At 58.4% G+C, this 24407-nt stretch carries 22 protein-coding genes and 1 riboswitch; of the genes, 7 read left to right on the top strand and 15 right to left on the bottom strand.

Annotation, left to right across the window (positions count from 1 at the left end):
• Complete coding sequence (locus tag hmeg3_RS21525; RefSeq protein WP_094565563.1) at positions 1-1242, top strand: MFS transporter; 1242 nt, start codon at positions 1-3, stop codon at positions 1240-1242.
• A gap of 106 nt (positions 1243-1348) precedes the next feature.
• Complete coding sequence (locus hmeg3_RS21530) at positions 1349-1837, top strand: Dps family protein (RefSeq protein WP_094565564.1); 489 nt, start codon at positions 1349-1351, stop codon at positions 1835-1837.
• A gap of 91 nt (positions 1838-1928) precedes the next feature.
• Here the strand turns inward: hmeg3_RS21530 and thiE are convergent, their stop codons facing one another.
• The 10 genes from thiE to hmeg3_RS21580 all read right to left on the bottom strand — a co-directional run bounded on the left by thiE (position 1929) and on the right by hmeg3_RS21580 (position 12896).
• On the bottom strand, positions 1929-2561 hold the full coding sequence (gene thiE / locus hmeg3_RS21535) for a thiamine phosphate synthase (RefSeq protein ID WP_094565565.1): 633 nt from the start codon (positions 2559-2561) through the stop codon (positions 1929-1931).
• On the bottom strand, positions 2558-3376 hold the full coding sequence (locus tag hmeg3_RS21540; protein WP_094565566.1) for a hydroxymethylpyrimidine/phosphomethylpyrimidine kinase: 819 nt from the start codon (positions 3374-3376) through the stop codon (positions 2558-2560). Before hmeg3_RS21540 ends, thiE begins: the two co-directional genes overlap by 4 nt.
• Positions 3377-3390: 14 nt before the next feature.
• Positions 3391-4200, bottom strand: a complete 810-nt coding sequence (locus hmeg3_RS21545) for a thiazole synthase (protein WP_094565567.1) — start codon at positions 4198-4200, stop codon at positions 3391-3393.
• Between the two features lie 403 nt (positions 4201-4603).
• Positions 4604-4804: a sulfur carrier protein ThiS gene (thiS, locus tag hmeg3_RS21550; protein WP_050478970.1), complete on the bottom strand. Its 201-nt coding sequence runs from the start codon at positions 4802-4804 to the stop codon at positions 4604-4606.
• A 17-nt stretch (positions 4805-4821) separates the two neighbouring features.
• Positions 4822-6735: a phosphomethylpyrimidine synthase ThiC gene (thiC, locus tag hmeg3_RS21555; RefSeq protein WP_094565568.1), complete on the bottom strand. Its 1914-nt coding sequence runs from the start codon at positions 6733-6735 to the stop codon at positions 4822-4824.
• Positions 6736-7087: 352 nt separating this feature from the next.
• A riboswitch (TPP riboswitch) is annotated at positions 7088-7192 on the bottom strand.
• A gap of 86 nt (positions 7193-7278) precedes the next feature.
• Positions 7279-9141, bottom strand: a complete 1863-nt coding sequence (locus tag hmeg3_RS21560) for a TRAP transporter large permease subunit (protein ID WP_094566499.1) — start codon at positions 9139-9141, stop codon at positions 7279-7281.
• Positions 9141-10181, bottom strand: coding sequence for a TRAP transporter substrate-binding protein (locus hmeg3_RS21565; protein WP_094565569.1), 1041 nt, complete (start codon positions 10179-10181; stop codon positions 9141-9143). The genes hmeg3_RS21560 and hmeg3_RS21565 overlap by 1 nt, the downstream gene beginning before the upstream one ends.
• Before the next feature lie 88 nt (positions 10182-10269).
• Positions 10270-11301 (bottom strand): transketolase family protein, encoded by a 1032-nt coding sequence (locus tag hmeg3_RS21570; RefSeq protein WP_094565570.1) that lies wholly within the window; start codon positions 11299-11301, stop codon positions 10270-10272.
• Complete coding sequence (locus hmeg3_RS21575) at positions 11298-12137, bottom strand: transketolase (RefSeq protein WP_094565571.1); 840 nt, start codon at positions 12135-12137, stop codon at positions 11298-11300. The genes hmeg3_RS21570 and hmeg3_RS21575 overlap by 4 nt, the downstream gene beginning before the upstream one ends.
• Positions 12138-12146: 9 nt before the next feature.
• Positions 12147-12896 carry an SDR family NAD(P)-dependent oxidoreductase gene (locus tag hmeg3_RS21580; RefSeq protein ID WP_094565572.1) on the bottom strand — a complete coding sequence of 250 codons (750 nt, stop codon included), beginning with the start codon at positions 12894-12896 and terminating at the stop codon, positions 12147-12149.
• Between the two features lie 204 nt (positions 12897-13100).
• Between hmeg3_RS21580 and hmeg3_RS21585 the strand changes: the two genes are divergently transcribed.
• Entirely contained in the window at positions 13101-13988 is an 888-nt protein-coding gene (locus hmeg3_RS21585; RefSeq protein ID WP_094565573.1) for a LysR substrate-binding domain-containing protein, read from the top strand.
• 12 nt (positions 13989-14000) lie between these two features.
• Here the strand turns inward: hmeg3_RS21585 and hmeg3_RS21590 are convergent, their stop codons facing one another.
• Entirely contained in the window at positions 14001-14423 is a 423-nt protein-coding gene (locus hmeg3_RS21590; RefSeq protein WP_157739326.1) for a hypothetical protein, read from the bottom strand.
• Positions 14424-14779: 356 nt separating this feature from the next.
• On the opposite strand from hmeg3_RS21590, the gene hmeg3_RS21595 reads away from it, so the two are divergent.
• From hmeg3_RS21595 to hmeg3_RS21610, 4 genes are all read left to right on the top strand, one after another.
• Entirely contained in the window at positions 14780-17590 is a 2811-nt protein-coding gene (locus hmeg3_RS21595; RefSeq protein WP_094565575.1) for a valine--tRNA ligase, read from the top strand.
• Positions 17591-17785: 195 nt separating this feature from the next.
• Positions 17786-18238 (top strand): DUF2147 domain-containing protein, encoded by a 453-nt coding sequence (locus hmeg3_RS21600; protein ID WP_094565576.1) that lies wholly within the window; start codon positions 17786-17788, stop codon positions 18236-18238.
• A 242-nt stretch (positions 18239-18480) separates the two neighbouring features.
• A complete protein-coding gene (locus tag hmeg3_RS21605; RefSeq protein WP_232511771.1) occupies positions 18481-19704 on the top strand; it encodes a branched-chain amino acid ABC transporter substrate-binding protein in 1224 nt (407 codons plus the stop codon).
• A 36-nt stretch (positions 19705-19740) separates the two neighbouring features.
• Positions 19741-20877, top strand: a complete 1137-nt coding sequence (locus hmeg3_RS21610) for a branched-chain amino acid ABC transporter substrate-binding protein (RefSeq protein WP_094565578.1) — start codon at positions 19741-19743, stop codon at positions 20875-20877.
• Between the two features lie 25 nt (positions 20878-20902).
• Here hmeg3_RS21610 and hmeg3_RS21615 read toward each other — a convergent pair whose 3' ends face one another.
• From hmeg3_RS21615 to ruvA, 4 genes are all read right to left on the bottom strand, one after another.
• Positions 20903-21358 (bottom strand): YaiI/YqxD family protein, encoded by a 456-nt coding sequence (locus hmeg3_RS21615; protein WP_094565579.1) that lies wholly within the window; start codon positions 21356-21358, stop codon positions 20903-20905.
• A gap of 80 nt (positions 21359-21438) precedes the next feature.
• Positions 21439-22281, bottom strand: coding sequence for a 2-keto-4-pentenoate hydratase (locus hmeg3_RS21620; RefSeq protein WP_198361737.1), 843 nt, complete (start codon positions 22279-22281; stop codon positions 21439-21441).
• Between the two features lie 320 nt (positions 22282-22601).
• Positions 22602-23657, bottom strand: a complete 1056-nt coding sequence (gene ruvB, locus hmeg3_RS21625) for a Holliday junction branch migration DNA helicase RuvB (protein ID WP_094565580.1) — start codon at positions 23655-23657, stop codon at positions 22602-22604.
• Positions 23658-23670: 13 nt separating this feature from the next.
• Positions 23671-24249, bottom strand: coding sequence for a Holliday junction branch migration protein RuvA (ruvA, locus tag hmeg3_RS21630; protein ID WP_094565581.1), 579 nt, complete (start codon positions 24247-24249; stop codon positions 23671-23673).
• Positions 24250-24407 lie beyond the last annotated feature (158 nt).

Raw genomic sequence — 24407 nt, forward strand, 5'->3', positions numbered from 1 at the left:
ATGTCCGAAGAAGCTCTACGTTCCACGCCTGCCGCTGCACCTGAAGCCGCGCCTGTCACACCCCCTGCGCAATCCGCAGTCATCGTCCAGATTCTGTCGACGGTGTTGTTCACTTTTCTTGCCTATATGACCATAGGTATCCCGCTGGCGGTCTTGCCTGGCTATGTGCATCTGGATCTGGGCTACAGCTCTTTCATTGCCGGTTTGTCCATCAGCGTGCAATACCTGTCCACGTTCATCACACGCGCACAAGCCGGCCGCATGGTCGACACCATCGGCCCCAAGAAAACCGTCATGCGCGGCATGCTGGCCTGCGTCGCCAGCGGCGTCTTCCTCGTGCTGGCGGCCTGGTCGTCTGAGTTGCCGTGGCTGAGCCTGTCCATGATCCTTGTCAGCCGCTTCTGCCTCGGCATCGGTGAAAGCCTGGCCGGCACCGGCTCCATCATCTGGGGCATTGGCCGCATCGGTGCCACCCATACCGCACGCATGATCTCGTGGAACGGCATCGCCACCTACGGCGCACTGGCCATCGGCGCACCGTTGGGCGTGGCCTTGCAGCATGTAGCCGGGTTTTCTTCGATCGGCTTCCTGGCGCTGGCGCTGCCGCTGATCGGTTACCTGATTGCACGTCGCCGGCCTGCAGTACCGGTGGTGCGCGGCGAACGCCTAGCCTTCCGCCTGGTGCTCAATCGCGTGCTGCCTTACGGCATCGGCCTGGCGCTGGGCACGGTCGGCTTCGGTGCGATTGCCACTTTTATCACGCTGTATTACGCCAGCCATAACTGGTCCAATGCGGCGTTCTCGCTGACGCTGTTCGGCGGATTTTTCATCGGCTCGCGCCTGCTGTTCGCCAATTCGATCAACCGCTTCGGCGGCTTCAAGGTCGCCATCGCTTCTTTTGCCGTCGAAGCCGTGGGCCTCAGCATCCTGTGGCTGGCAGGTTCGGCGGAAGTCGCCATGGTTGGTGCGGCGTTGGCCGGCTTCGGCTTTGCATTGGTATTCCCGTCACTGGGTGTGGAAGCTGTCGGCCTGGTGCCGGCGCCCAATCGCGGCGCGGCGCTGGGGGCGTATTCGGTCTTCCTCGATCTGGCGCTGGGTATCACCGGGCCACTGGCCGGCCTGATCGTGGGCCAGTTCGGTTACGAAGAAGTCTTCCTCTTCGCCGCCATCGGTGCACTGTGTGCGGTGGCGTTGACGCTGTCGTTGTATCGCCGCGCGCAGATTACAAAAAAGACAACTTAAACTAACTCCTTGTGATGGAGTCAATCATCCCCAAGTGTTATTCATGGGGTTGCGGTTTTGGCATAAAATCGCAATGTTGCATTCCATCACACCAAGGAGCAAAACAATGGCAAAGAAAAACGTGGCAGCGATCAACATCGGCATCAACGACAAAGATCGCAAGAAGATTGCAGACGGCCTCAGCAAACTGCTGGCTGATACTTATACGCTCTACCTGAAGACACACAACTTCCACTGGAACGTCACCGGTCCGATGTTCAACACGCTGCACCTGATGTTCGAAGGTCAGTACAACGAACTGGCGCTGGCTGTGGATCTGATCGCCGAACGTATCCGTGCACTGGGCTATCCTGCACCGGGTTCGTACAAGGATTTCGCCAAGCTGTCGTCCATCCCTGAAGCGGATGGCGTCCCAGCCGCAGAAGAAATGATCCGTCAATTGGTGGCCGGACAGGAAGCCGTCACCCGTACTGCACGTTCGATGTTCCCGGCTGTGGATGCTGCGGCCGATGAACCGACTGCCGACTTGCTGACACAGCGCATGCAATTGCATGAAAAGAACGCGTGGATGCTGCGCAGCTTGCTGGAAGGCTGATCCGCATCAGCTTCATCGCGTAAAAAACAGCGCGAAAAAAATGCCGCTGACATCGTGACGATGCAGCGGCATTTTTCATTGCCGAAGATGCTCAGAACAAGTCGGCAAAACGGCGGGCTGCGGACTGCGCATCCTGTTCAGCCATATAGACGCTGCTGATGGCCGCCACCATATCAGTGCCTTGCGCAATGAGCGGCAGGCAATTCTCTTGGGTCATGCCGCCGATGACAATGACCGGCAGCGGAATTTCCTTCTTCGATGCAGCGACGATTTCCAGCGCGGTCTTGAATTCATATTTCTTCACGCGCGACGGGTAGAAACCGCCGAACGCCACATAGGTCGCACCGGCCGCATACGCATCACGCGCCAATTGCAAGGTACCGTAGCAGGAAGCACCGACGATCTTGTCCTTGCCGACCTGCGCGCGCACTTCCGCCACCGACGCATCGGTGCCGCCGACGTGAATGCCTTCCGCATCAAGTTCAATACAAAGGTCGACATAGTCGTTGATGATGAACGGTATGCTGTAACGACGGCAGACTTGCAGCAGCGCACTCGCCTGCTCTTTGCGTAGCGCCGCATTAGCGGTCTTGTGGCGGTATTGCACCAGCGTCGCGCCGCCTTTGATCGCTTGTTCGGTGACGCTGACCAGCTTGTCGGTGTCGTCCCAGTCCGGGGTCACGATATACAGCCCGCGCAAGGACCATTGTTTGGCTTCACTCATTTCTGTTCTCCTGCAAATAGGGGCACGCGATTGGGGATGCGCTGACCCGGCGCAATCGCGTAAGAAGTTTCCAGCGCATGCTGGCAATAGCGCTGCGCCGCTTCGATGGCATCGTGCATCCCAAGACCTTGCGCCAACTGTGCTGACAAGGCCGCCGCCAAGGTGCAGCCGCTGCCATGAAACTCGTCCGGCAAGCGCTGCCAGCTCCACGATGCAAACACCCCTTCAGGACCGAACCAGCGATTGACCACATCCTGATGCTGCGGACCATGCCCCCCCTTGAGCAGCACATGCTCGCAACCGCGCTGCATCAGGATCGCGGCCTGCTGTTCGGGCGCATGTTCGCTGCCGCACAGCCGGTTGGCTTCGTTGAGATTGGGTGTGATGACGGTTGCAACCGCATACAAAGACTCGATCGCCAGCGCCGCATCGTCGGTCGACAACTGATCGCCCTTGCCGTTGGCCAGCACGGGGTCGAACACCACCGGCAAGTCCGGCTGACGCGCACGCAACTGCACAATCAAATCCGCAATCGTCTCGGCATTGCGGCGATTGCCGGCAATGCCGAGCTTGACGGCACGGATGTCGAAACGATCGATCAGCACCTGCGCCTGATGACGAATCAGCTCGGCATCGAGCGGATGCACCGCGAACACGCTGACGTTATCCTGCACCGTCAGCGCAGTCGGCACCGACAGCGGGTGGCAACCAAGCGCGCTGATGGCTGGAATATCCGCCTGCATGCCGGCGCCGCCGCTCGGATCGGAACCGGAGAACACCAGCACGCACGGCGGTGATGAACGATAAGAAGACATCGAACCCAACCGGCTTAGACGACGCGGCCGGCCATCGGCGACGACGGCGAAGCGGCAAAACGTTTCGGAACACGCCCAGCGAGGAAGGCCTCGCGCCCCGCCTCCACTGCCAGCTTCATCGCACGCGCCATGCGAATCGGATCGCGCGCACCGGCAATGGCGGTATTCATCAGCACGCCATCGCAGCCAAGCTCCATGGCAATCGCCGCATCGGAAGCCGTGCCGACACCGGCGTCGACCAGCACCGGAATCTTGGCCTGCTCGATGATCAGCGACAGATTCCACGGATTCAGAATGCCCATCCCGGAACCGATCAGCGACGCCAGCGGCATCACCGCGACCACACCGATATCTTCCAGCATGCGTGCCTGGATAGGATCGTCGCTGCAATACACCATGACATCAAAACCATCCTTGACCAGCGTCTCGGCAGCCTTCAAGGTCTCCGGCATGTTCGGGAACAGAGTCTTCTCGTCGCCCAGCACTTCCAGCTTCACCAGCTTGTGACCGTTGAGCAATTCACGCGCCAGTTGCAGGGTGTAGACCGCATCCTCGGCGTTGTAGCAACCTGCTGTATTGGGCAGGATGGTGTAACGCGAAGGCGGCACCACGTCGAGCAGGCTCGGCGCATTCGGATCCTGCCCGATGTTCACGCGGCGAATCGCCACGGTGATGATGTCGGCGCCGCTGGCCTCGGTGGCCTCGCGGGTTTCGTTGAGATCCTTGTACTTGCCGCTGCCGACCAGCAGGCGCGAGTTGTAGGTCTTGCCCGCGATCGTCAAGCCGGTATCGGCGGACAAAGCGGGAGTATCGTTCATATTCATTTCAAATCCTTTCAAGCGTTTGCAAGGAGCAAACGAAAAGCACGAGAGGCGAAGAAAGCGCGATGCCGAAGGCGAGCCGGTTTGGAAGTTCCGCTTGGAGCCAGCCGGTGATGCGATGCGGAAAATGGAAAAAGAGGGGAAACTTGTCTGAGCGCAGCGAGTTTGTTTCCCCTCCCATTTTTTGCTTCGCAGCACCGGGAAGTCCGAAGGACCTGGATCCCGTTGCGTTGGAGCAATGCTCCAACCCTTTCTTTGCTTACTTTCTTTGGCGAAGCAAAGAAAGTGAGTAGCCGCCGGGCTACCCCCGGCAGCGTTGATCGAAGAGAGAACGACCTCAGCTACGCAAAAACCAAGTCGGAACAAAACACAAAGCGTCGTCAGTCAGGGCGACGGAGTGCAGAAATCACCCCCCGCCGATAGCCCTCACAACATCCACCCGATCCGCCTCAACCAGCACCCGCCCCGCCCACAACTGCGACGGCACCACCTGCCGATTCACCGCCACCGCCACCGCCTTCCCGGTCAGCTCCAGCGCAGCGATCAGCTGCACCAGATCAGCACCATCGGCAATGGCATGCGGCTTGCCATTCAATTCAATCTGCATCGCATTCACCGCAACAATCAGGTCTTGGAATAAATCTCGGCGCCCATCTTCACGAACTCCACCGACTTCACTTCCATGCCCTGCTTCAAGGCAGCAATTTCCGAAATACCTTCCTTGGCGGCGTAATCGCGCACTTCCTGCGTGATCTTCATTGAACAGAAATGCGGGCCGCACATGGAGCAGAAATGCGCTACCTTGGCCGAATCCTTGGGTAAGGTTTCGTCATGGAATTCGCGCGCCTTGTCCGGATCGAGACCGATGTTGAACTGGTCTTCCCAGCGGAATTCAAAGCGCGCCTTCGACAGCGCGTTGTCACGGATCTGTGCGCCCGGATGGCCCTTGGCGAGATCGGCTGCGTGCGCAGCGATCTTGTAAGTGATGATGCCGTCCTTGACGTCGACCTTGTTTGGCAGGCCCAGATGTTCCTTCGGCGTGACGTAGCACAGCATCGCGGTACCGTACCAGCCGATCTGCGCAGCGCCGATACCGGAAGTGATGTGGTCGTAGCCCGGTGCGATGTCCGTAGTCAAGGGGCCGAGCGTGTAGAACGGCGCTTCGTGGCACTGCTCCAGTTGCAGGTCCATGTTTTCCTTGATGAGGTGCATCGGCACGTGGCCTGGGCCCTCGATCATGACCTGCACGTCGTGCTTCCACGCGATCTTGGTCAGTTCACCCAGCGTCTTCAGCTCGCCCAGTTGCGCTTCGTCATTGGCGTCATAAATCGAACCAGGACGCAAGCCGTCGCCGAGGCTGAAGCTGACGTCGTAGGCCTTCATGATTTCGCAGATGTCTTCGAAGTGCTCGTAGAGGAAGGATTCCTTGTGATGCGCCAGGCACCACTTGGCCATGATCGAGCCGCCGCGCGAGACGATGCCCGTCATGCGCTTGGCGGTCAGCGGCACGTATTGCAGGCGCACGCCGGCATGGATGGTGAAGTAGTCGACGCCCTGCTCGGCCTGCTCGATGAGCGTATCGCGGAAGATTTCCCAGGTCAGGTCTTCAGCCTTGCCGTTGACCTTTTCCAGCGCCTGATAGATCGGTACCGTACCGATCGGCACCGGCGAATTGCGGATGATCCATTCACGCGTTTCGTGGATGTTCTTGCCGGTCGACAGGTCCATGACATTGTCGCCGCCCCAGCGGATGGCCCAGGTCATCTTCTCGACTTCTTCGCCGATGGACGAGGTCACTGCCGAGTTGCCGATGTTGGCGTTGATCTTCACCAGGAAGTTGCGGCCGATGATCATCGGCTCGACTTCCGGGTGATTGATGTTGGCGGGGATGATGGCGCGGCCGCGGGCGACTTCGTCGCGCACGAATTCCGGCGTGATCATGGCGGGGATAGAAGCACCGAAGGATTGACCCGGGTGCTGGCGGCCCATCAGGTCGGCCAGCTTGTTGCCCATCGGGCCGGAGGCTTTCAGCTCTTCCAGGTATTCCTGGCGGCGCAGGTTTTCGCGGATGGCGATGTATTCCATTTCCGGCGTGATGATGCCTTTGCGCGCGTAGTGCATTTGCGAAACGTTGCCGCCGGCCTTGGCGCGGCGCGGCTTGCGATGCAGGTTGAAACGCAGTTCGGCCAGCGCCGGATCGTTCAGGCGCTGCTGGCCGTATTCGGAAGTCGGGCCATCGAGTTCATCAGTGTCGTTGCGCTCCAGAATCCAAGGCAGACGCGGCGTCGACAGGCCGTTGCGGATGTCGATCTTAGCGTCCGGATCGGTGTAGGGACCGGAAGTGTCGTAGACATAGATAGGCGGATTTTTTTCCGAGCCGAACATCGCAGGCGTATCGGACTGGCTGATCTGGCGCATCGGCACGCGGATATCAGGGCGCGAACCGGTGACATAGATCTTGCGGGAATTCGGTAAAGGCTGGACAGCCGCTTCGTCTACCGTGGCGGTAGCGGAGAGGAATTTTGGATTGGCGTTCATTTTGGCTCCTTTGCTTAAGGGGCCGGCAATCAATGAATTTGTGAAGTGCGTTCTGCCCAGAATGCGTGCTGGCAAGGCGCGTGGCGCAGCAGGTGGTGGGCCCACCTGCAAGCCATGCAACGCAGCTAGCGCGCATTCTGGACAGAACCCGGAGGGAACAGACCCTAGGCGTCGCCTGTCGTTGTTGTGACTCCTTGCCGTAGCACCGCTACGTCGCGTCGTCACACCTAGACAGTCAACGCCTAGAATCTGTTCGCACTCATAAATTCATTGATTGCCGGCCCCGATTACTTGGCTTGGAGCCAGCAAAGGAGGATTCGGAAAGAGACCTGTTGCGTGTTGAAGATGCAATACGGCAGTTCCGGCGCTTCCCTTCGCTGGCATTACCCAGATCAGGTTCAAGGGTATTTCTCACCCGTTTGCCGTACTTTGGCATTCAGGACCCCTAGCATTTGTTTCTCTTACTTCGTTCAGTTTCAAACGTCGTGGGCCGGATTCTACACCCATAATCCGGCCCGTGACATCACAAATTTCGACTAGTTGTCATGAGAGAAATCCTATAGAGATCCATGGCACTGCGGCAACAATCAGCAGCCCGGCAAGCAGCGCACCGAGGTAAGGCCAGATCTTGCGCATGCCTGCATCCGGGCTGACGCGGCCGATGGTGCAGGCGCTGTAATAGCCCAATCCGAAGGGCGGTGCGAACAAGCCGATGCCCATTGCGAGGATTACCACCATCGCGTAATGCACCTCGTGCACGCCGAGTTGCCTGGCAATTGGAAACAGCAGCGGCCCGAACAGAACCATCGCCGGAATCCCTTCCAGCACGCTGCCTAGCACGATGAACGTGACGATGGAAATCAGCAGAAAACCCCAGCGTCCTCCCGGCATCAGCGACATGATGTGCGCCAGATCATGCGAGAAGCCCGACTGGGTCAGCGCCCATGCCATGCAAGTTGCGGTGCCGATGATGAACAGGATCGCGCCCGACAGCGAAGCGGTTTCGACCAGCATCGGATACAGGCGCTTCACGTCGAAGCGGCGATAGACGAGGATCCCCACCACGATCGTGTAGGCGATGCCGATGGTCGAGACTTCGGTCGCCGTCGCCACACCTTCCACCACCGCCGTGCGGATCAACACGGGAATCGCCAGCGCCGGCAGCGCGACAACGAACGTACGCAGCACGACTTGCAGCGATGCGCGCTTGACGTCTTTGAGATTGCTTTCCGAGATGCGTTGACGCGCAAGGATCGCCAGCGCAACCGCCAGCACGATGCCCGGCAACAAGCCGCCGGTGAACAGTGCCGCAATCGATACCCCGGTGACGGAGCCGATGGTGATCAGCACCAGCGAGGGTGGAATCGTCTCGGCCATTGCGCCGGATGCGGCCAGCAAGGACACCAGTTCACCCTCTTCCATGCCGCGCTTCTTCATCTCGGGAAACAGCACCGGCGCCACCGCCGCCATGTCGGCCGTCTTGGCGCCAGAGATGCCCGACACCAGCATGATTGCGCCCAGCAGTACGTATGACAACCCACCGCGCACATGCCCCAGCAGCGATGCCAGAAAAGCCACCATGGCCTTCGCCATCTGCGTCATTTCAATCAGTTGCCCGAGCAGGATGAACAGCGGCACCGCCAACAAAATCAGCGAACTCATGCCTTCGTTGACCCGGCCCGGCACGACTTCCAGCGGTGTCGACGTGGTGCACAATAAATAAGCAATCGTGACCAGTCCGAAACAGAATGCAATCGGCACGCCAGCCAGCACGCCCGCACCCAGCAACAGGATGAAGAAGAACGCCAGATTCCAGTTGCCCATCGCTTGCAGATTGCTGCCGCCGAGATACAAGGCCGCAGCAATCGCCGCCAGCACCAGCGCGACGAAACCCAGATCGCGCCAGCCATGACGCGCCAGCCGCAAACCGGATACGCACAGCATCAGTACGCAGCCGACCGCCAGCGCCGCTTCGCGCACGGTGCCGGGCACCCCCAGCGCGGGCGTTTCCACCACCCATTCGTTCTGTGCGTACTCGACTGCGGGCAGCAACAGCATGGCGATGAACAGGCATGGCGTACCGACTGCGATGGCCTCGATACGCGCGCGCCAGGCCGGCGACAATTTGCCGATCAGCGCCGTCATGCGCATGTGCTCGCCGCGCCGCAAGGCCACTGCCGCGCCGAACATCGCCAGCCACAGAAACACGGTCGATGCCAGTTCATCCGCCCACACCAGCGGCTGATGCAGCACGAAGCGCGAGAACACGCTGGTGAGCAAAATCGCCACTTCCGCCACCACGGCGATAGCGGCCGGAATTTCGATGAGCATGCCCAGCGCACGGTCCAGGTGCGTCAAACCCAGACTGGCGCGCGGCATGGTCTCGATGTGATGGCCGGCGGCCATCATGCAAGCTCTCCGGAATATTGCTGCAGCAGATGCCAGCCCTGTTCGCCGAATTTGGCTTTCCAGTCTTTATAGAACGTGGTCTTGCGCAAGGCATCGCGAAAGGCGTTCTTGTCGACGTCGATGAATTGCAGGCCTTTGCCGGTCAGCTCCTGACGCAAGGAGTCGTTGAGCTTGGCGATATCGGCACGCTGATCCAGCGCCGCCTTGTCGAACTCGCGCAGCACAATTGCCTGCACGTCCGCCGGCAATTTCTGGAAGGCGCGCTTGTTACCCAGCACCAGATACGCATCCCACACATGGCTGGTCATGCTGCAATATTTCTGCACTTCATACAGGCGCGCGGTGGCAATGATGGGCAGCGGATTTTCCTGCCCTTCGACCAGCTTGGTTTGCAGTGAGGAATACACCTCATTGAAGTTGATCGGCGTCGGCCCGGCGCCCAGCGACTGAAACAGCGAAGTCAGGATAGGCGCTGCCGGCACGCGTAACTTCATGCCGCGCAGATCGTCCGGTGTGCGGATCGGTTTGACGCCGGAAGTGATCTGGCGGAAGCCGTTGTTCCAGCTGCGCGACATGCTCATGACGCCGACCTTGTCGATCTGGCTGAAGACGTATTTGCCGAGATCGCCGTCCATCGCCTTCCACACTTCATCGTAGTTGGAGAAGGCAAAGCCGGTGTTGACGATACCGGCCGCCGGCACCAGCGTAGCCAGGATGGAGGCGGCGATGTTGAAGAATTCGACGCCGCCGTTGCGCACCTGCGCCAGCAAGTCCGTGTCGGAACCGAGCTGATTTGCCGGAAACAGCTTGATATCCACGCGACCGTTGGTGGCTTCCTTGATGCGCGTGATGGCGTCTTGCGCCCGCTTGTTGACCGGATGGGTCGGGTCTTGTCCGGTGGCGAACTTGTAGTTGAATTCCGCAGCGTGGGCGTATTTGGTAATCCATGCCGACATCGGCAGGGTTGCGCCGACGGCGCCGTAGGTCAAGATCTTGCGGCGGGTGATCCCGCTCTGCGTGAGTGCGTCCTTGGTCATGTCTGTCTCCTTGATTTTGGTTTTACTTGTTATTGCATGCAGTCGTTCCTGTTTTTCCTGTCTTGTTTCCTTTTCCAGTGCGTAGTGCCTACAGCCATGACTTGATGTTGGCCGACATGACGGCGGCAGAAATGCCGTATCGGTCGTGCAAGGTCGGCAAGGCGCCGGCATCGAGGAAAGCATCCGGCAAGCCGATCTGGCGGAAGGCTGGCGGCCGCACGTTGGCGCGCATCAGCACGCCTGCCACTGCTTCGCCGAGGCCGCCGACGATGGAGTGGTTTTCTGCGACGATAACCATGCGGCCGCTGCGCGCCGCTTCCTTGCGGATAGTGTCTTCGTCGAGCGGCTTGATCGTCGGCACGTGCAGCACGCCGACGTCGACGCCGTCCTTTTGCAGCAGCTTGGCCGCTTCCAGCGCACGCATGGTCATCAGGCCCGCGGAAATGATCAGCACATCGCGGCCGTCGCGGATCATCTTGGCTTTGCCCAGTTCGAACTTGTAGTTGTACTCGTCCAGTACGGCCGGTACGTTGCCGCGCAACAGGCGCATGTAGACCGGCCCCTGATGTTCTGCGATCTGCGGCACCGCCTGTTCGATATCGAGCGCGTCGCAGGGATCGACGATGGTCAGGTTGGGCATGGCACGGAAAATCGCCAGGTCGTCGGTGGCCTGATGGCTGGGTCCGTAACCGGTGGTGAGTCCCGGCAGCGCGGCGACGATCTTGACGTTGAGGCTTTCCTCCGCAATCGCCATGCAGATGAAGTCGTAGGCACGGCGCGACGCAAACACGGCGTAGGTCGTCGCGAACGGCACCATGCCCTCACGCGCCATGCCGGCGGCGGCGCCCATGAGCAACTGCTCGGCCATGCCCATTTCGTAGAAGCGCTCCGGATGCTCCTTGGCGAAGATGTGCAGGTCGGTGTACTTGGCCAGATCGGCGGTCATGCCGACAATGTCGGTGCGCACATTGGCCAGCTCTGCCAGCGCATGACCAAACGGCGCCGGACGTGTTGCCTGTCCCTCGGCCGCCAGCGAGGCGATCATCGCCGAGGTGGTAAGACGCGGTTTGACAGGCGCCTCATTGTTGACGTTGATCTGTTTTTCTTTAACTTGGTTCATGCGTCGCTCCCGACATAAAGCGTATCGAGCGCCAGTTGCCATTCTTCAGGATCGACACGGATAAAGTGATTCTTTTCGCGCCCTTCGAGGAAAGGCACGCCCTTGCACATCTTGGTGTCGCAGATGATCACGCGCGGCTTGTCTTCCGCCAGCACGCGCGCACGATCGAACGCCGCGACCACTTCCTTGAGATTGTTGCCGTCGACGCGCTGCACATACCAGCCAAAGGCCTGCCACTTGTCGGCCAGCGGTTCGAAGTTGAGCACGCTCTTGGACGGGCCGTCGGCTTGCTGGTTGTTGACATCGACAATCGCGATAAGGTTACCCAGCTTCCAATGTGCGGCGGACATGGCGGCTTCCCAGGTCGCCCCTTCATCGAGCTCGCCGTCCGACAAAAGGTTGTAGACGAAGGAGGAGGACTTCTTGCGCTTGAGGCCGAGCGACATGCCGACTGCAACCGTCAGTCCCTGTCCGAGCGAGCCGCCGGTGATTTCCATGCCGGGCGTATACGCCGCCATACCCGACATCGGCAAACGGCTGTCGTCGCCGCCGTAGGTTTCCAGCTCTTCTTCCGGCAGCACGCCGGCTTCGATCAGCACCGAATACAAGGCGATGGCGTAGTGGCCGATCGACAGCAGGAATCGGTCGCGCTCTTCCCAATGCGGATCTTCCGGCTTGTAGCGCAGCGCGCGAAAGTACGCGACCGCGAGCACGTCGGAGATGCCCAGCGCCTGCGCGATGTAGCCCTGCCCCTGCACCTCGCCCATGCGCAGTGCTTTCTTGCGGATGCGATAGGCGCGTTCTGCGAGGGTGAAGTTTTGTTCCATGGTAGTCATCGCAACTCCTTAGTGAATCAGCATGCCGCCGTTGACGTCCAGCGTGACGCCGGTCAGATAGGACGACAGGTCGCTGGCGAGAAAGAGGCAGCTGTTGGCAACGTCATCGGCAACACCGAGACGATTGAGCGGAATGCCTTTCAGGATGTCGACCTTCATCTCGTCAGTCAGCTTGCCGGCGGTGATGTCGGTCTGGATCAGGCCGGGCGTGAGTGAATTGACGCGAATGTTGTCAGGCCCCAGCTCACGCGCCATGGCACGCGCCAGCCCGAGCACGCCCGCCTTGGCGGCAGAATAATGCGGGCCGCCGAAGATGCCGCCGCCGCGCTGCGCCGACACCGACGACAGGCAGACGATGGAGCCGCTGCGGCGGCTGCGCATGTGCGGGATCAGCGCCTGGCTCATGTAGAGCGTGCCGCGCAACGAGACGTCGGTGACGGCCTCGTAGTTTTCCGGCTGGATGTCCATGATCTTCAAGGGCTGGGTGATGCCGGCGTTGTTGACCAGGATGTCGACCTGGCCGAGGCGCTGCAGGATTTCCTTGGCGGCACGTTCGCAATCGGCCTTGACGGTGACGTTGCATGCCAGCCCGATGTGGCCGACGCCGATATCGGCGGCAGCGGCAACAGCGGCGGCTTCGTCCAGATCGAGAATGGCGACGCGACCGCCATGCGCAGCGAACAGGCGGGCCACGGCTTTGCCGATACCGCGAGCGGAAGCGGCGCCGGTGATGACGGCGACTTTGTCTTTGAGTAACACGGTTGTCTCCTAAAGGATTTATTTTTTCTTGCCGTCAGGCTGCGTCTTTTAGATTTCAACGCCTTTAGATTTATTTCACAGCCAGCCCTGACGACGGATGCAGTATTTCACCCGCCCCATAGGCCAGCAAGCTAGAATCCCTCAACATGCTTTGAATAATTTTCATAACAAGAACAAGCAAAAAACCTTGCAGGGAGACACGCCATGCATCATCTGCCGCCGCTCAAATCGGTCATCGCCTTCGAGGTCGTCGCGCGCCTGGGCAACATCAGCAAGGCCGCCGAAGAACTCAATTTGACGCCCTCTGCCGTCAGTCATCAGATCACCAATCTGGAGAATTTTGTCGCGCTGAAATTGTTCAACCGCACCTCGCGCGGCGTTGCTCTCACGCCTGCCGGCGAGCGCTATCAGCAGAGCCTGGCCGGTGCGCTGGCGCTGATTGCCAGCGCCGCGCAGAACGCACGTGCCGACGACGGCATCGAAGTGCTGCGCGTGCATGCGTCGCCCAGCTTCGCCAGCCTGTGGCTGATGCCACGGCTGCCGCATTTCATGCACGAACATCCCGACATCCGCATCCGGCTTTCGGCGTCGTATATGCATTCGGATTTTTCACAGGGAGAGATTGATCTGGACATCCGTTATGGCGCGGCGCGTTGGGCGGATCTGCATGTCGAGACAATTGCCACGGAGGAAGTGATGCCGATGGTCAGCCCGGCGCTGGCCGCACGGCTGAAGCTAGGCACACCGCAAGATCTGCTGCAGCAAAGTCTGATTTTTTCGGAAGTGAATCTGGTGCAATGGCCACAATGGTTTGCCGCGCATGGCATCCTGCTTGCCCCGAGCCAGTATGCACTCAGCTTCGACCGCGCCTATCTCGCAATCGAAGCGGCGATTCAGGGGCTGGGTGTCGCGCTGGACAGCGCATGGTTGGCAAATGCGCCCCTCAAAGACGGCCGTCTGGTGCCGGTTTTTCCGGACCGCAAGGGCATCCGGGTACACGCGCACCACCTGGTGTATCCGGCTACGCATGGGAAATGGGCCAAGGTGGAGCGCTTCAAGCACTGGCTGCTGGCACAGGTGCAGCTCGGCTGAGGTAGCCGGATATCAGCGACGAACTGGCTTGGGACACGTGAGCGCAATGTTGATTTTTCCACCTTTGCGCAAGGTATAGGGCACTGTCAGGTCAGAAGGTGCGTAGCGCAGATCGTCGATCACGTTCATGGTCAGCATCTGCGCCTTTTTCTCAAAGACGACTTTGGCGGCCGTGTCTTTGTCTGTCGAAACATAATTGGTCGTCAGCGACGAGCCGGCGTTCTTGTCGTAGTCGAACCGGACGACATCATTCTCCATAACGCTCTTTTTCGTCCGCAGCGACCGGACTTCGACTTTGCTTCTGAAAACACCGTTGATCTTGTCGCCATCGTCGCTCACCTCAGCTGCACACTTGCCCGCAGACGCATAACGCAGCTCGGCGCCATCCAGTGGCGGAGAAACGCGCGCGGCGCGGACCATCGTCAGATTTGCCATGGTCGCGCTGCAAGTGCATTGGATGGCAGCTGCCTGCGCGTCGGCATATGACAGTGTCAGCAAGGCTGCCAGTGTTGTTGCCATGATTGTCATCGTCTTGTTCATTATTCAGCGTTCCTAAGTCATTGAGTTTGCGGCCATTTGCCGAGGGCCTATTCTAGGGAGCGGCGCGCCTTTGCATAATCGTTGCAATCCGAGAAACGATGACTAAAACGCAGGATATTGGCGCAATGCAACGAATCTCCCCGAAATCTTGCCCGTTTGTACCGCCGTAACCGCCCAAAACCGGCGGCGGAATCGAAAACTGTGCCCGCGTCCTCTATAATCGCTGTTTTGGATACACAGAACATCACATCATGGAATTAGCCAAGTCGTTCGAGCCTGCCGATATTGAGAAATTCTGGCGCGAAGAGTGGGAAAAGCGCGGATATTTCGCTGCCACCACCGCGCCGGAAAAACCGTCGTTCAGCATCCAGCTGCCGCCACCGAATGTGACCGGCACGCTGCACATGGGCCATGCTTTCAACCAGACCATCATGGACGGCCTGACCCGCTACCATCGCATGCGCGGTTTCAACACGGCCTGGATTCCGGGCACCGACCACGCCGGTATCGCGACGCAAATCGTGGTGGAACGCCAGCTCGATGCGCAAAAGATTTCCCGCCATGATCTCGGCCGTGAGAAGTTTGTCGAGAAGGTGTGGGAGTGGAAGGAAAAATCCGGCTCCACCATCACCGGCCAGATGCGCCGCATGGGTGCTTCGACTGACTGGGATCGCGAATACTTCACCATGGATCCGAAGATGTCGAACGCCGTCACAGAAGTCTTCGTGCGCCTGTTCGAGCAAGGTCTGATCTACCGCGGCAAGCGCCTGGTGAACTGGGATCCAGTGCTGGGCACGGCGGTGTCCGACCTCGAAGTGGTGTCGGAAGAAGAAGACGGCTCCATGTGGCACATCCGCTATCCGCTGGCGGACGGCAGCGGCCACATCACGGTGGCAACAACGCGTCCGGAAACCCTGCTGGGCGACGTCGCCGTGGCGGTTGATCCAACCGACGAGCGCTACGCACACTTGGTCGGCAAGATGTTGAAGCTGCCGCTGACGGATCGCGAAATCCCGATCATCAAGGATGAATACGTCGACAAGGAATTCGGTACCGGCTGCGTGAAGATCACGCCTGCGCACGACTTCAACGATTACGCCGTCGGCGCCCGTCACAATCTGGACAAGATCAGCATCCTGACGCTGGACGCCAAGATCAACGAAAACGGCCCTGCCAAATATCAAGGTCTGGATCGTTTCGAAGCGCGCAAACAGATGGTTGCCGACCTCGATGCGCTGGGCCTGCTGGAACTGGTCAAGCCGCACAAGCTGATGGTGCCGCGCGGCGACCGTACCGGTGTCGTGATCGAGCCGATGCTGACCGACCAATGGTTTGTCGCGATGAGCAAGCCGGCGCCGGAAGGCACTTACTTCCCGGGCAAATCGATCGCTGAAGTTGCGCTGGAAAAAGTCGCCAACGGCGAGATCAAACTGATTCCGGAAAACTGGAGCAACACCTACAACCAGTGGCTCAACAACATTCAGGACTGGTGTATTTCGCGCCAGCTGTGGTGGGGCCATCAGATCCCGGCATGGTACGACGAAGACGGCAAGGTCTATGTTGCCCGCACTGAGGAAGAAGCCAAGGCGCAAGCCGGCGGCAAGACGGTGACGCGCGACAACGACGTGCTGGATACGTGGTTCTCGTCGGCGCTGGTGCCATTCTCCACGCTGGGCTGGCCGGAAGTCACGCCGGATTACAAACTGTTCCTGCCGTCGTCGGTGCTGGTGACCGGCTTCGACATCATCTTCTTCTGGGTGGCGCGCATGGTCATGATGACTACGCATTTCACCGGACAGGTGCCGTTCAATACGGTCTACGTGCATGGTCTGGTGCGCGACGCCAGCGGTCAGAAGATGTCGAAGTCCAAGGGCAATACACTTGATCCTATCGACCTGATCGATGGCATCGGCGTGGATGAACTGGTCGCCAAGCGCACCGTCGGCCTGATGAATCCGAAGCAAGCCGCCAGCATCGAAAAGGCGACCCGCAAGGAATTCGCAGACGGCATCCCGGCCTTCGGTACTGATGCGCTGCGCTTCACCTTCGCCTCGCTGGCGACGCTGGGCCGCAACATCAACTTCGACCTCGGCCGCTGCGAAGGGTATCGCAACTTCTGCAACAAACTGTGGAACGCCACCCGCTTCGTGCTGATGAACACCGAAGGTCATGACTGCGGTTTCGACGGTCACGTCAAGGGCGAATGCAACAAGGAAAAGCTGCAGTTCTCGCAAGCCGATCGCTGGATCGTCTCGCTGCTGCAACGCGCTGAAGCGGAGGTGGAAAAAGGCTTCGCCGATTACCGCTTCGACAACATCGCTTCAGCCATCTACAAATTCGTCTGGGATGAATACTGCGACTGGTATCTGGAAGTCGCCAAGGTGCAGGTGCAGACCGGCAACGAAGCACAACAGCGCGCCACTCGCCGCACGCTGCTGCGCGTATTGGAAGCAGTGCTGCGCCTGGCGCATCCGGTGCTGCCGTTTGTGACCGAGGCACTGTGGCAAAGCGTTGCACCGCTGACCGACAAGAAGCTTGATCCGGCCGGTGACTCGATCATGCGTCAACCCTATCCGCAAGCCGATCTGGAAAAGATCGACGACGAAGCGGAAACCTGGATGACGCAACTGAAGACGCTGACCGACGCTTGCCGCAATCTGCGCGGCGAAATGCAATTGTCGCCGGCGCTGCGCGTGCCGCTGATCATCGAGACCGCCGATGCGGAATCGGTGAACTCCTTCCTGCCGTATCTGCAATCGCTGGTGAAGCTGAGCGAAACGCAAGTCGTGACGCAACTGCCGGAGTCGCCGGCACCGGTCGCGATCGTCGGCAACGTCAAGCTGATGCTGAAGGTGGAAGTCGACATCGCTGCCGAACGTGAGCGCATGACCAAGGAGATCACCCGCATCAGCGGCGAGATCGTCAAGGCCAACGCCAAGCTGTCCAACGAGAGTTTCGTTGCACGTGCGCCGGAGGCAGTCGTGGCACAGGAGAAAGAACGCCTGGCCAACTTCACGACCACGCTGGCAAAACTGGAAGAGCAATTGGCCAAGCTGAAATAAGTTGAAATAAGCTCGTTCGTTACTGTTCCGACAAGCCGCCGCCCTGCAAAGGCCGGCGGCTTTTTTATTGCCTTGCCGGTATTGCCCGGATACCTCCGTTTTTAATCCTTGCCGGACCTCGCCGGCTTGACTACACTAGCTGAACAAAATTAGAACAACCGTGCTTTTATAACTTCCATTTTGGACGGAGACATCATGAAAACTCGCATCATCCTCAGCAGCGCTCTGCTGGCCCTCAGCGCATTCACTACCGCAAGTGCATGGGCCGACGGTTCGCCCGTGGGCCTGTGGAAAAACATTGACGACGCCACCGGCAAACCCAAGGCATTGATCCGCATCACCGAAAGCGATGGCGAACTCAAGGGCAAGATTGAGAAGCTGTTCCGCCCGGAAGAAGAAGATCAGAATCCCAAGTGCGTGAAATGCGAAGGCGCACTGAAGGATCAGCCCATCATCGGCATGACCATCCTGTCCGGGCTGAAGAAAGACGGCGACGAATACAATGGCGGGCAGATCCTCGATCCGGCCAACGGCAAGTTGTACAAGAGCAAGCTGACCGTCGTAGACGATGGCAAGAAACTCAATGTCCGCGGTTATATCGGCGTGCCGATGCTGGGCCGCACGCAGACTTGGGTACGCGAAGAGTAACGACGCTTTCTCTTCCTATGCGCCGCATGCAACACGATGTATGCGGCGCATTTCCCTTGCGCCTCGCTTGTTTAGCGCACTCCTCTGCCGTTTTCTCAGGTCTGCCTGACTACTTTTCCCCTCCGGCAATATGCGCATCTACACAACGCCTGTTTGGTTTTGCGTTGCTCATTCATGACGAAATTGTTAGGCTGTAGATAACAAAAGAGGCGCCTGATACATCGCCCTAGCCAAGCTTTGCAATGACGGCAAAGCCAGGTATTCGCGCTGTGCACTACGATGATTTCTGCCAGGGAAATCATCATCAGCGAAGGGGAAATCGTTCTATGTCGTCACTATTGCGTTCCATCATAGGGTGCCTCTGGGCAGCAGCCTTTTATCCATCGGCTGCCGTTGCACAAGAACCCGCTAAAGAAGTCTTGATTGGCTACGTCGCACCGCTGGACGATCCGGATGCCGCCAGTGGTGCTCAGGCTGCCCAGATGGCGATTGAAGAAACCAATGCAGCTCCGGTACGCATCGGCAACATCAATGTTTCGTTCAAACTACTGGAACAGAACGATAAAGCAGATACGCGCGCTGCCGAGCGGATCGCGCACTACCTGGCCAAGACCGAGGCGGTTGCCGTAGTCGGTCACTGGACCAGCACTACCAGCATTGTTGCAGCCCCCATCTATACCGAAGCCGGCATCGCGCAACTGGCGCCAATCGCATGGAGCAGCCTCTATACACAGGTTGCCGGCAAGAGCCATTTTCAAGGTGTCGGCAGCGATGATCTGGCGATGTATTATGCGGTGGACTATCTGTCTTCCAGTCTGTTTCTGAAACGCGTGATGGTGATTGACGATAGCGCGTTGCTCGGTGTCTCGATGGCCAATTCCTTTGAGAAATATGCCAAGAAAGCAGGCATGGAGACCTTGCGTCGCTCGGTCAGCACACAGACTTCCGACTTCAATTCTCCGTTGCTGATTGCAAAACAGTTTCGTTCGGAGCTCATTCTTTTTACCGGCCGCGGTGCGCAAAGTGCGGTGCTGGCGGGCAGCATGAAACGTCTCGGCGTTTCATCCAGATTGTTATTGACCGGACCAGTAGTTTCTCCGGAATTTCTCACGAAAATAAATTACAGCGACGAGGACTTGTATGCGATCGTCCCCGGTCCGCCCAAGGATGGCAACGCCAAAATACAAAACTTCCGGAAGCGTTATGTTGCGCGCTTCAATCGTGAGCCTGCACCGTTTGCCATGTTTGCCTACGATTGCACACTGACACTGATCAGCGCGATCAAAAAAGCTGATTCACTGGATCGACGGCGCATTATTGCGTCGCTGTACGAAGTGAACTATTCAGGCCTTTCCGGGGTGATGTCTTTCAACCGGGACGGCACGCTGAAAAATCCGAGCTACACCCTGTATCAAACAGAAAAAAGCCGCTGGACGGTGCGCAAAACCATCAAGGCACCGGTGTAACAGTGGCACCGAAAACAATCATTATCTGGAGGGGGCATGTGTTCATTCCGACATTTCATCTTGCTGCTCTTGACGGCCACATTCGCTGCCCATGCCATTGCGTCGGAAGAACTTCCCAAGATAGTCCAGATCGGCTTTGCCGGTCCGCTTGCTGAAATCAATACCAACAGCGGACGCAATGCCGCCATTCTCGCTATCGAAGAGGCCAACAAGAGCAATCCGCGCATCAACGGTCAGGCTGTAATTTTCGACCTGTTGGAGCAGGACGACAAAGCGGACCCGCGCATTACGGAATACATTGCACGCTTCTTCGTGAGCAGCAAAGCTATCGGCGTGGTCGGTCATTGGACCAGCAATGCGACGGTGATCGCAGCACCGGTGTACAACGCAGCGGGACTGGCGCAAATCTCGCCTGCGTCGTGGAGTCGAGGTTTTACGCAAAAGTCCTACAAGAGCGCCTTCCAGATTTTGGGCAGTGATGATGCCGGCCTGGCATTGGCAGCGGAGTATCTGGTCAGGGACCAGCAGCTCAAACGCATATTCGTACTGGACGACGGCGCGTATCTGGGTGTGAGCATGGCCGATTATTTTTCGAATCATGTGAAAGCGGCCGGTGGCGAAATCGTGTACCGCGCATCGATTAACGGCAAGACATCGGATTTCAACGCACCGTTGCAAAAAGCCCGGCAAATCAAACCGGATCTGATTTTTTTCAGCGGACGCGTTATTCAAAGCGACGCGCTGGCGCGTAATCTGCAACGATTCGATTTACCGTCGAAGCTACTGATAACCGGTAGCGTTGTGACCGACAACTTTCTGCGCGGCGCGGAGAAGACGACTAACACGATCATGGCGATCGTGCCGAGCACACCACTGGACAAGCGTCCCGGCATGGCTGCGTTGCAGAAAAAATATGCCGAACGTTTCAACACCGAGATGCTGCCCTTTGCTGCCTACTCCTATGATTGCGTGAACCTGCTGATCGCTGCGGCAAAGAAAACCAATTCGCTGGACCGCAGCAAAATCATCGATGCGCTGCACGAGATCAAATACAACGGCATCACGGGTGCGATTTCCTTCGATGCCAATGGTGCGCTACTCAAACCGAGTTTTACGCTGTACGCCATGGAGCAGAATAAGTGGGTGCCGCTGCGTGTGTTTACTGCCAAGTGATCGATATAAAACTGCTGAGCATCTGCTAAGGCGCAGGTTTGTAGTTGGCGACGTAGCGGTCAAGTTGACGCGCAAAGGCACGTCCGTCGCTTTGACTGAAGGCTGCAGGACCTCCCGTTTCCACCCCGCTGCTGCGCAGCTCTTCCATAAAATTGCGCATCGTCAGATGTTGCTGGATGTTGTCGACGGAATACATTTCGCCGCGTGGATTGAGTACCGCGCCCCCTTTGGCAAGGGCCTCTGCAGCCAGCGGGATATCCGCAGTAATGATGAGATCGCCGGGCTGCGTCAGCCTGACGATTTCTTTGTCGGCAACGTCAAAGCCGGCAGGTACAACGACCACCTTGATGAAGCGAGACGGCGGAACACGGAGCAGCTTGTTGGCGACCAGCGTGACCTGGATTTGGGTGCGATCGGCAAGCCGGAACAGCATGTCCTTGATGACGCCCGGACAGGCGTCGGCATCAACCCAGATTTGCATAGTCGGCTCTCAAAATCAGCTCTCGAAAAAACATCGGACCGCAAAGGGTCCGATGAAAGTACTCTATTGTAGCGACAGGTTCAGACAAACGATACCGTCAATCCTGGCAAGGCGACACCGGAGAACGCCGTGATCCACGTCTGCCCTGCTGCGATCGGATACGCATCGGTCCAGGTGCCTGTGGTGATGATTTCGCCTGCTGCCAGCGGTGCGAATTGTGGTTGTGTTTTCAATAATTGATGCAGATGCCACAAAGCGTGCAGTGGGCTGTCTGCTTCATTATTGAAAAATCCTGCTGCGCGCAAAGTGCCGGTGCTATCCGTGCTGCTCGACAGGGATACGCTTGCACCGGCGAGAATTTGCGCCAGATTGTGACGTGTGGCAGACGACAACACATGGGGTTCGCCGATGATCAGAGTGCCGTGCAGGCCAAAGGCAGCGATGGAATCCGCGACCGTGAACTCCCAATTGGGAAAAGGACAGGCAACGATCTCAAAGCCGTGGGCCATCCATTCGATGCATTCAGCCAGTTCATCGATGGTGGCGTCAGGCGACGGCGTCTGCCGGAGTTTAAAGACGATCTCCGGTTCGATGCGAGGCTGCAGTGCGCCGGCCAGGCACTGCTTGCCATGATTGTCCTCAGCAAAACGCACCGTGCTGTCATAGATATGCGCCCAGATCGGGATGCGCACATCGTCCGTCACGCCGTATTGACTCCAGGTTTTGTGCACGGTAAAACCGATTTTGCGACCAATAGGCTGCTCGCCTTGTGCGACGCGGATATCCAGCACACGGCGGGCGATGTCGTAGGCATCGTCGACGGACAGCGGTTCAGAGGAGGACAACAGCGGCAGTAAACGTGTGTTTGCTCGTGCATCGAGGAGTTGATGCGCATACCGACTGGCTTGGCTCGACATAAGCATGAGAGGCTCGCACAGAAAGATAGTGATTAGCTATCCATTGTCGATGACGATTAATTTTTGCACAAGTGAAAATAAAGAAATCACGAGAAGATCACGTGAATTTCTTGGCAAATTTTTAATGAAATAACGATGTCGAGAGACTAATTGCCATCTCGAAAGACACAAAACCAGCCGGCTGCAACTGAAGCGGTCAATTGGTCAGGCCAGTGTCAGGTTGGCGTTGGTGCTGCCGAGGACGCATTGAGTAAGGCATGGGGCGCTGCATGACCGGCTGTACTGGCAATACATCCAATACAATTTCACCGGGCACGATTCAAGACTCAGCCCGCCCAAAGATCGCCATTGGGACCGGTGCGCGGTGCAGTCACGCCAAAATGCGTATACGCCAGCGGTGTCGCTACGCGGCCACGCGGCGTGCGTTGCAGATAACCCTGCTGGATCAGATAAGGTTCGAGCACGTCTTCGATCGTGTCGCGCTCTTCGCCGATGGCGGCGGCGAGATTGTCGAGGCCGACCGGGCCGCCGTTGAATTTGAACAGCACGGCTTCCAGCAGTTTGCGATCCATCAGATCAAAGCCGACCGGATCGACATCCAGCATCACCAGCGCGGCGTCGGCCATGGCCTGGGTAATTCTGCCGTTGCCTTTCACTTCCGCATAGTCGCGTACGCGGCGCAACAGGCGATTGGCAATACGCGGCGTACCACGGCTGCGCTTGGCGATTTCCAGCGCGCCCTCTTCGACGATGGGTGCGTTCAGCAAGCCGGCGCTGCGTGTGACGATGCGCGCCAGTTCCGGTGGAGAATAAAACTCCAGACGCGCAACGATGCCGAAACGATCGCGCAACGGATTGGTCAACATACCGGCGCGCGTGGTGGCGCCGACCAGCGTGAAGGGTTGCAGGTCGAGACGCACCGAGCGCGCAGCAGGACCTTCGCCGATCATGATGTCGATCTGATAGTCCTCAAGCGCGGGGTAAAGGATTTCTTCGACCACCGGCGAGAGGCGATGAATTTCGTCGATGAAGAGAACGTCGTTGGCTTCGAGGTTGGTCAGCAAGGCGGCGAGATCGCCGGCACGCTCCAGCACCGGGCCGGAAGTCTGGCGCAGATTGACGCCCATCTCGCGCGCGATGATGTGCGCCATGGTGGTCTTGCCGAGTCCCGGTGGTCCAAACAGCAGCGTGTGATCCAGCGCTTCGCCGCGCTGACGGGCGGCCGAAATGAAGATCGCCAGCTGACCGCGGACTTTTTCCTGGCCGACGTATTCGTCGAGCTGCTTGGGGCGCAGCGCGCGCTCGATCGCTTCCTCGTTGGCCGAAGCCGGCGTGGCCGCAATGATGCGCTGTTCGGAAAAGTCGTCGGTCTGGATGCTCATGGATGTAGGTTACTTATGCTTTGGACAGCGCCTTGAGCGCATGCTTGATGCCTTCCGACACAGTTGCATCGGCTGGCACCTGTTTCAGCGCCAATGTCGCTTCCTTGTCGGAATAACCCAGCGCCAGCAAGGCGTTGAGGATATCCGAAGTTGTATCGTGATGCACGACGCCACCGACGGCACCGAGATCGGCACCGAGCTTGCCCTTCAATTCGAGCAGCAGACGTTCGGCGGTTTTCTTGCCGATGCCGGGGACTTTGGTGAGACGGCCGGCTTCCTGCAAGGTGACGGCTTGCGCCAGATCGCTGACCGACATACCCGACAAAATCGACAAGGCAGTCCGGGCACCAACGCCCGAAATCTTGATCAATTCCTTAAAGGTATTACGCTCTTCTGCACTACCGAAACCGAACAGGACGTGGGCGTCTTCGCGAATCGCGAGATGTGTCAGCAATACGACTTTCTCGCCCAGCCCCGGCAGATTGTAGAAGGTGCTCATGGGCACGCCGACTTCATAACCGACGCCATTGCAATCGATCAGCAATTGCGGAGGATTTTTTTCGAGCAGAATTCCGGAGAGGCGACCGATCATGATGGCTGGGCAGAAAGATGAATGGTGGAATGATACAGTACTGTTCGGATAAACAGTATATCTGCCGGCATTGAATTACTTGCCGCATGGACACGATTGGACACGATTTGCCTAACCGCATCAGGGTGGGCTATTGTCTGCCCTGCTTCTCTTCAGCA

The sequence above is a fragment of the Herbaspirillum sp. meg3 genome, from assembly GCF_002257565.1.
GTDB lineage: Bacteria > Pseudomonadota > Gammaproteobacteria > Burkholderiales > Burkholderiaceae_D > Herbaspirillum.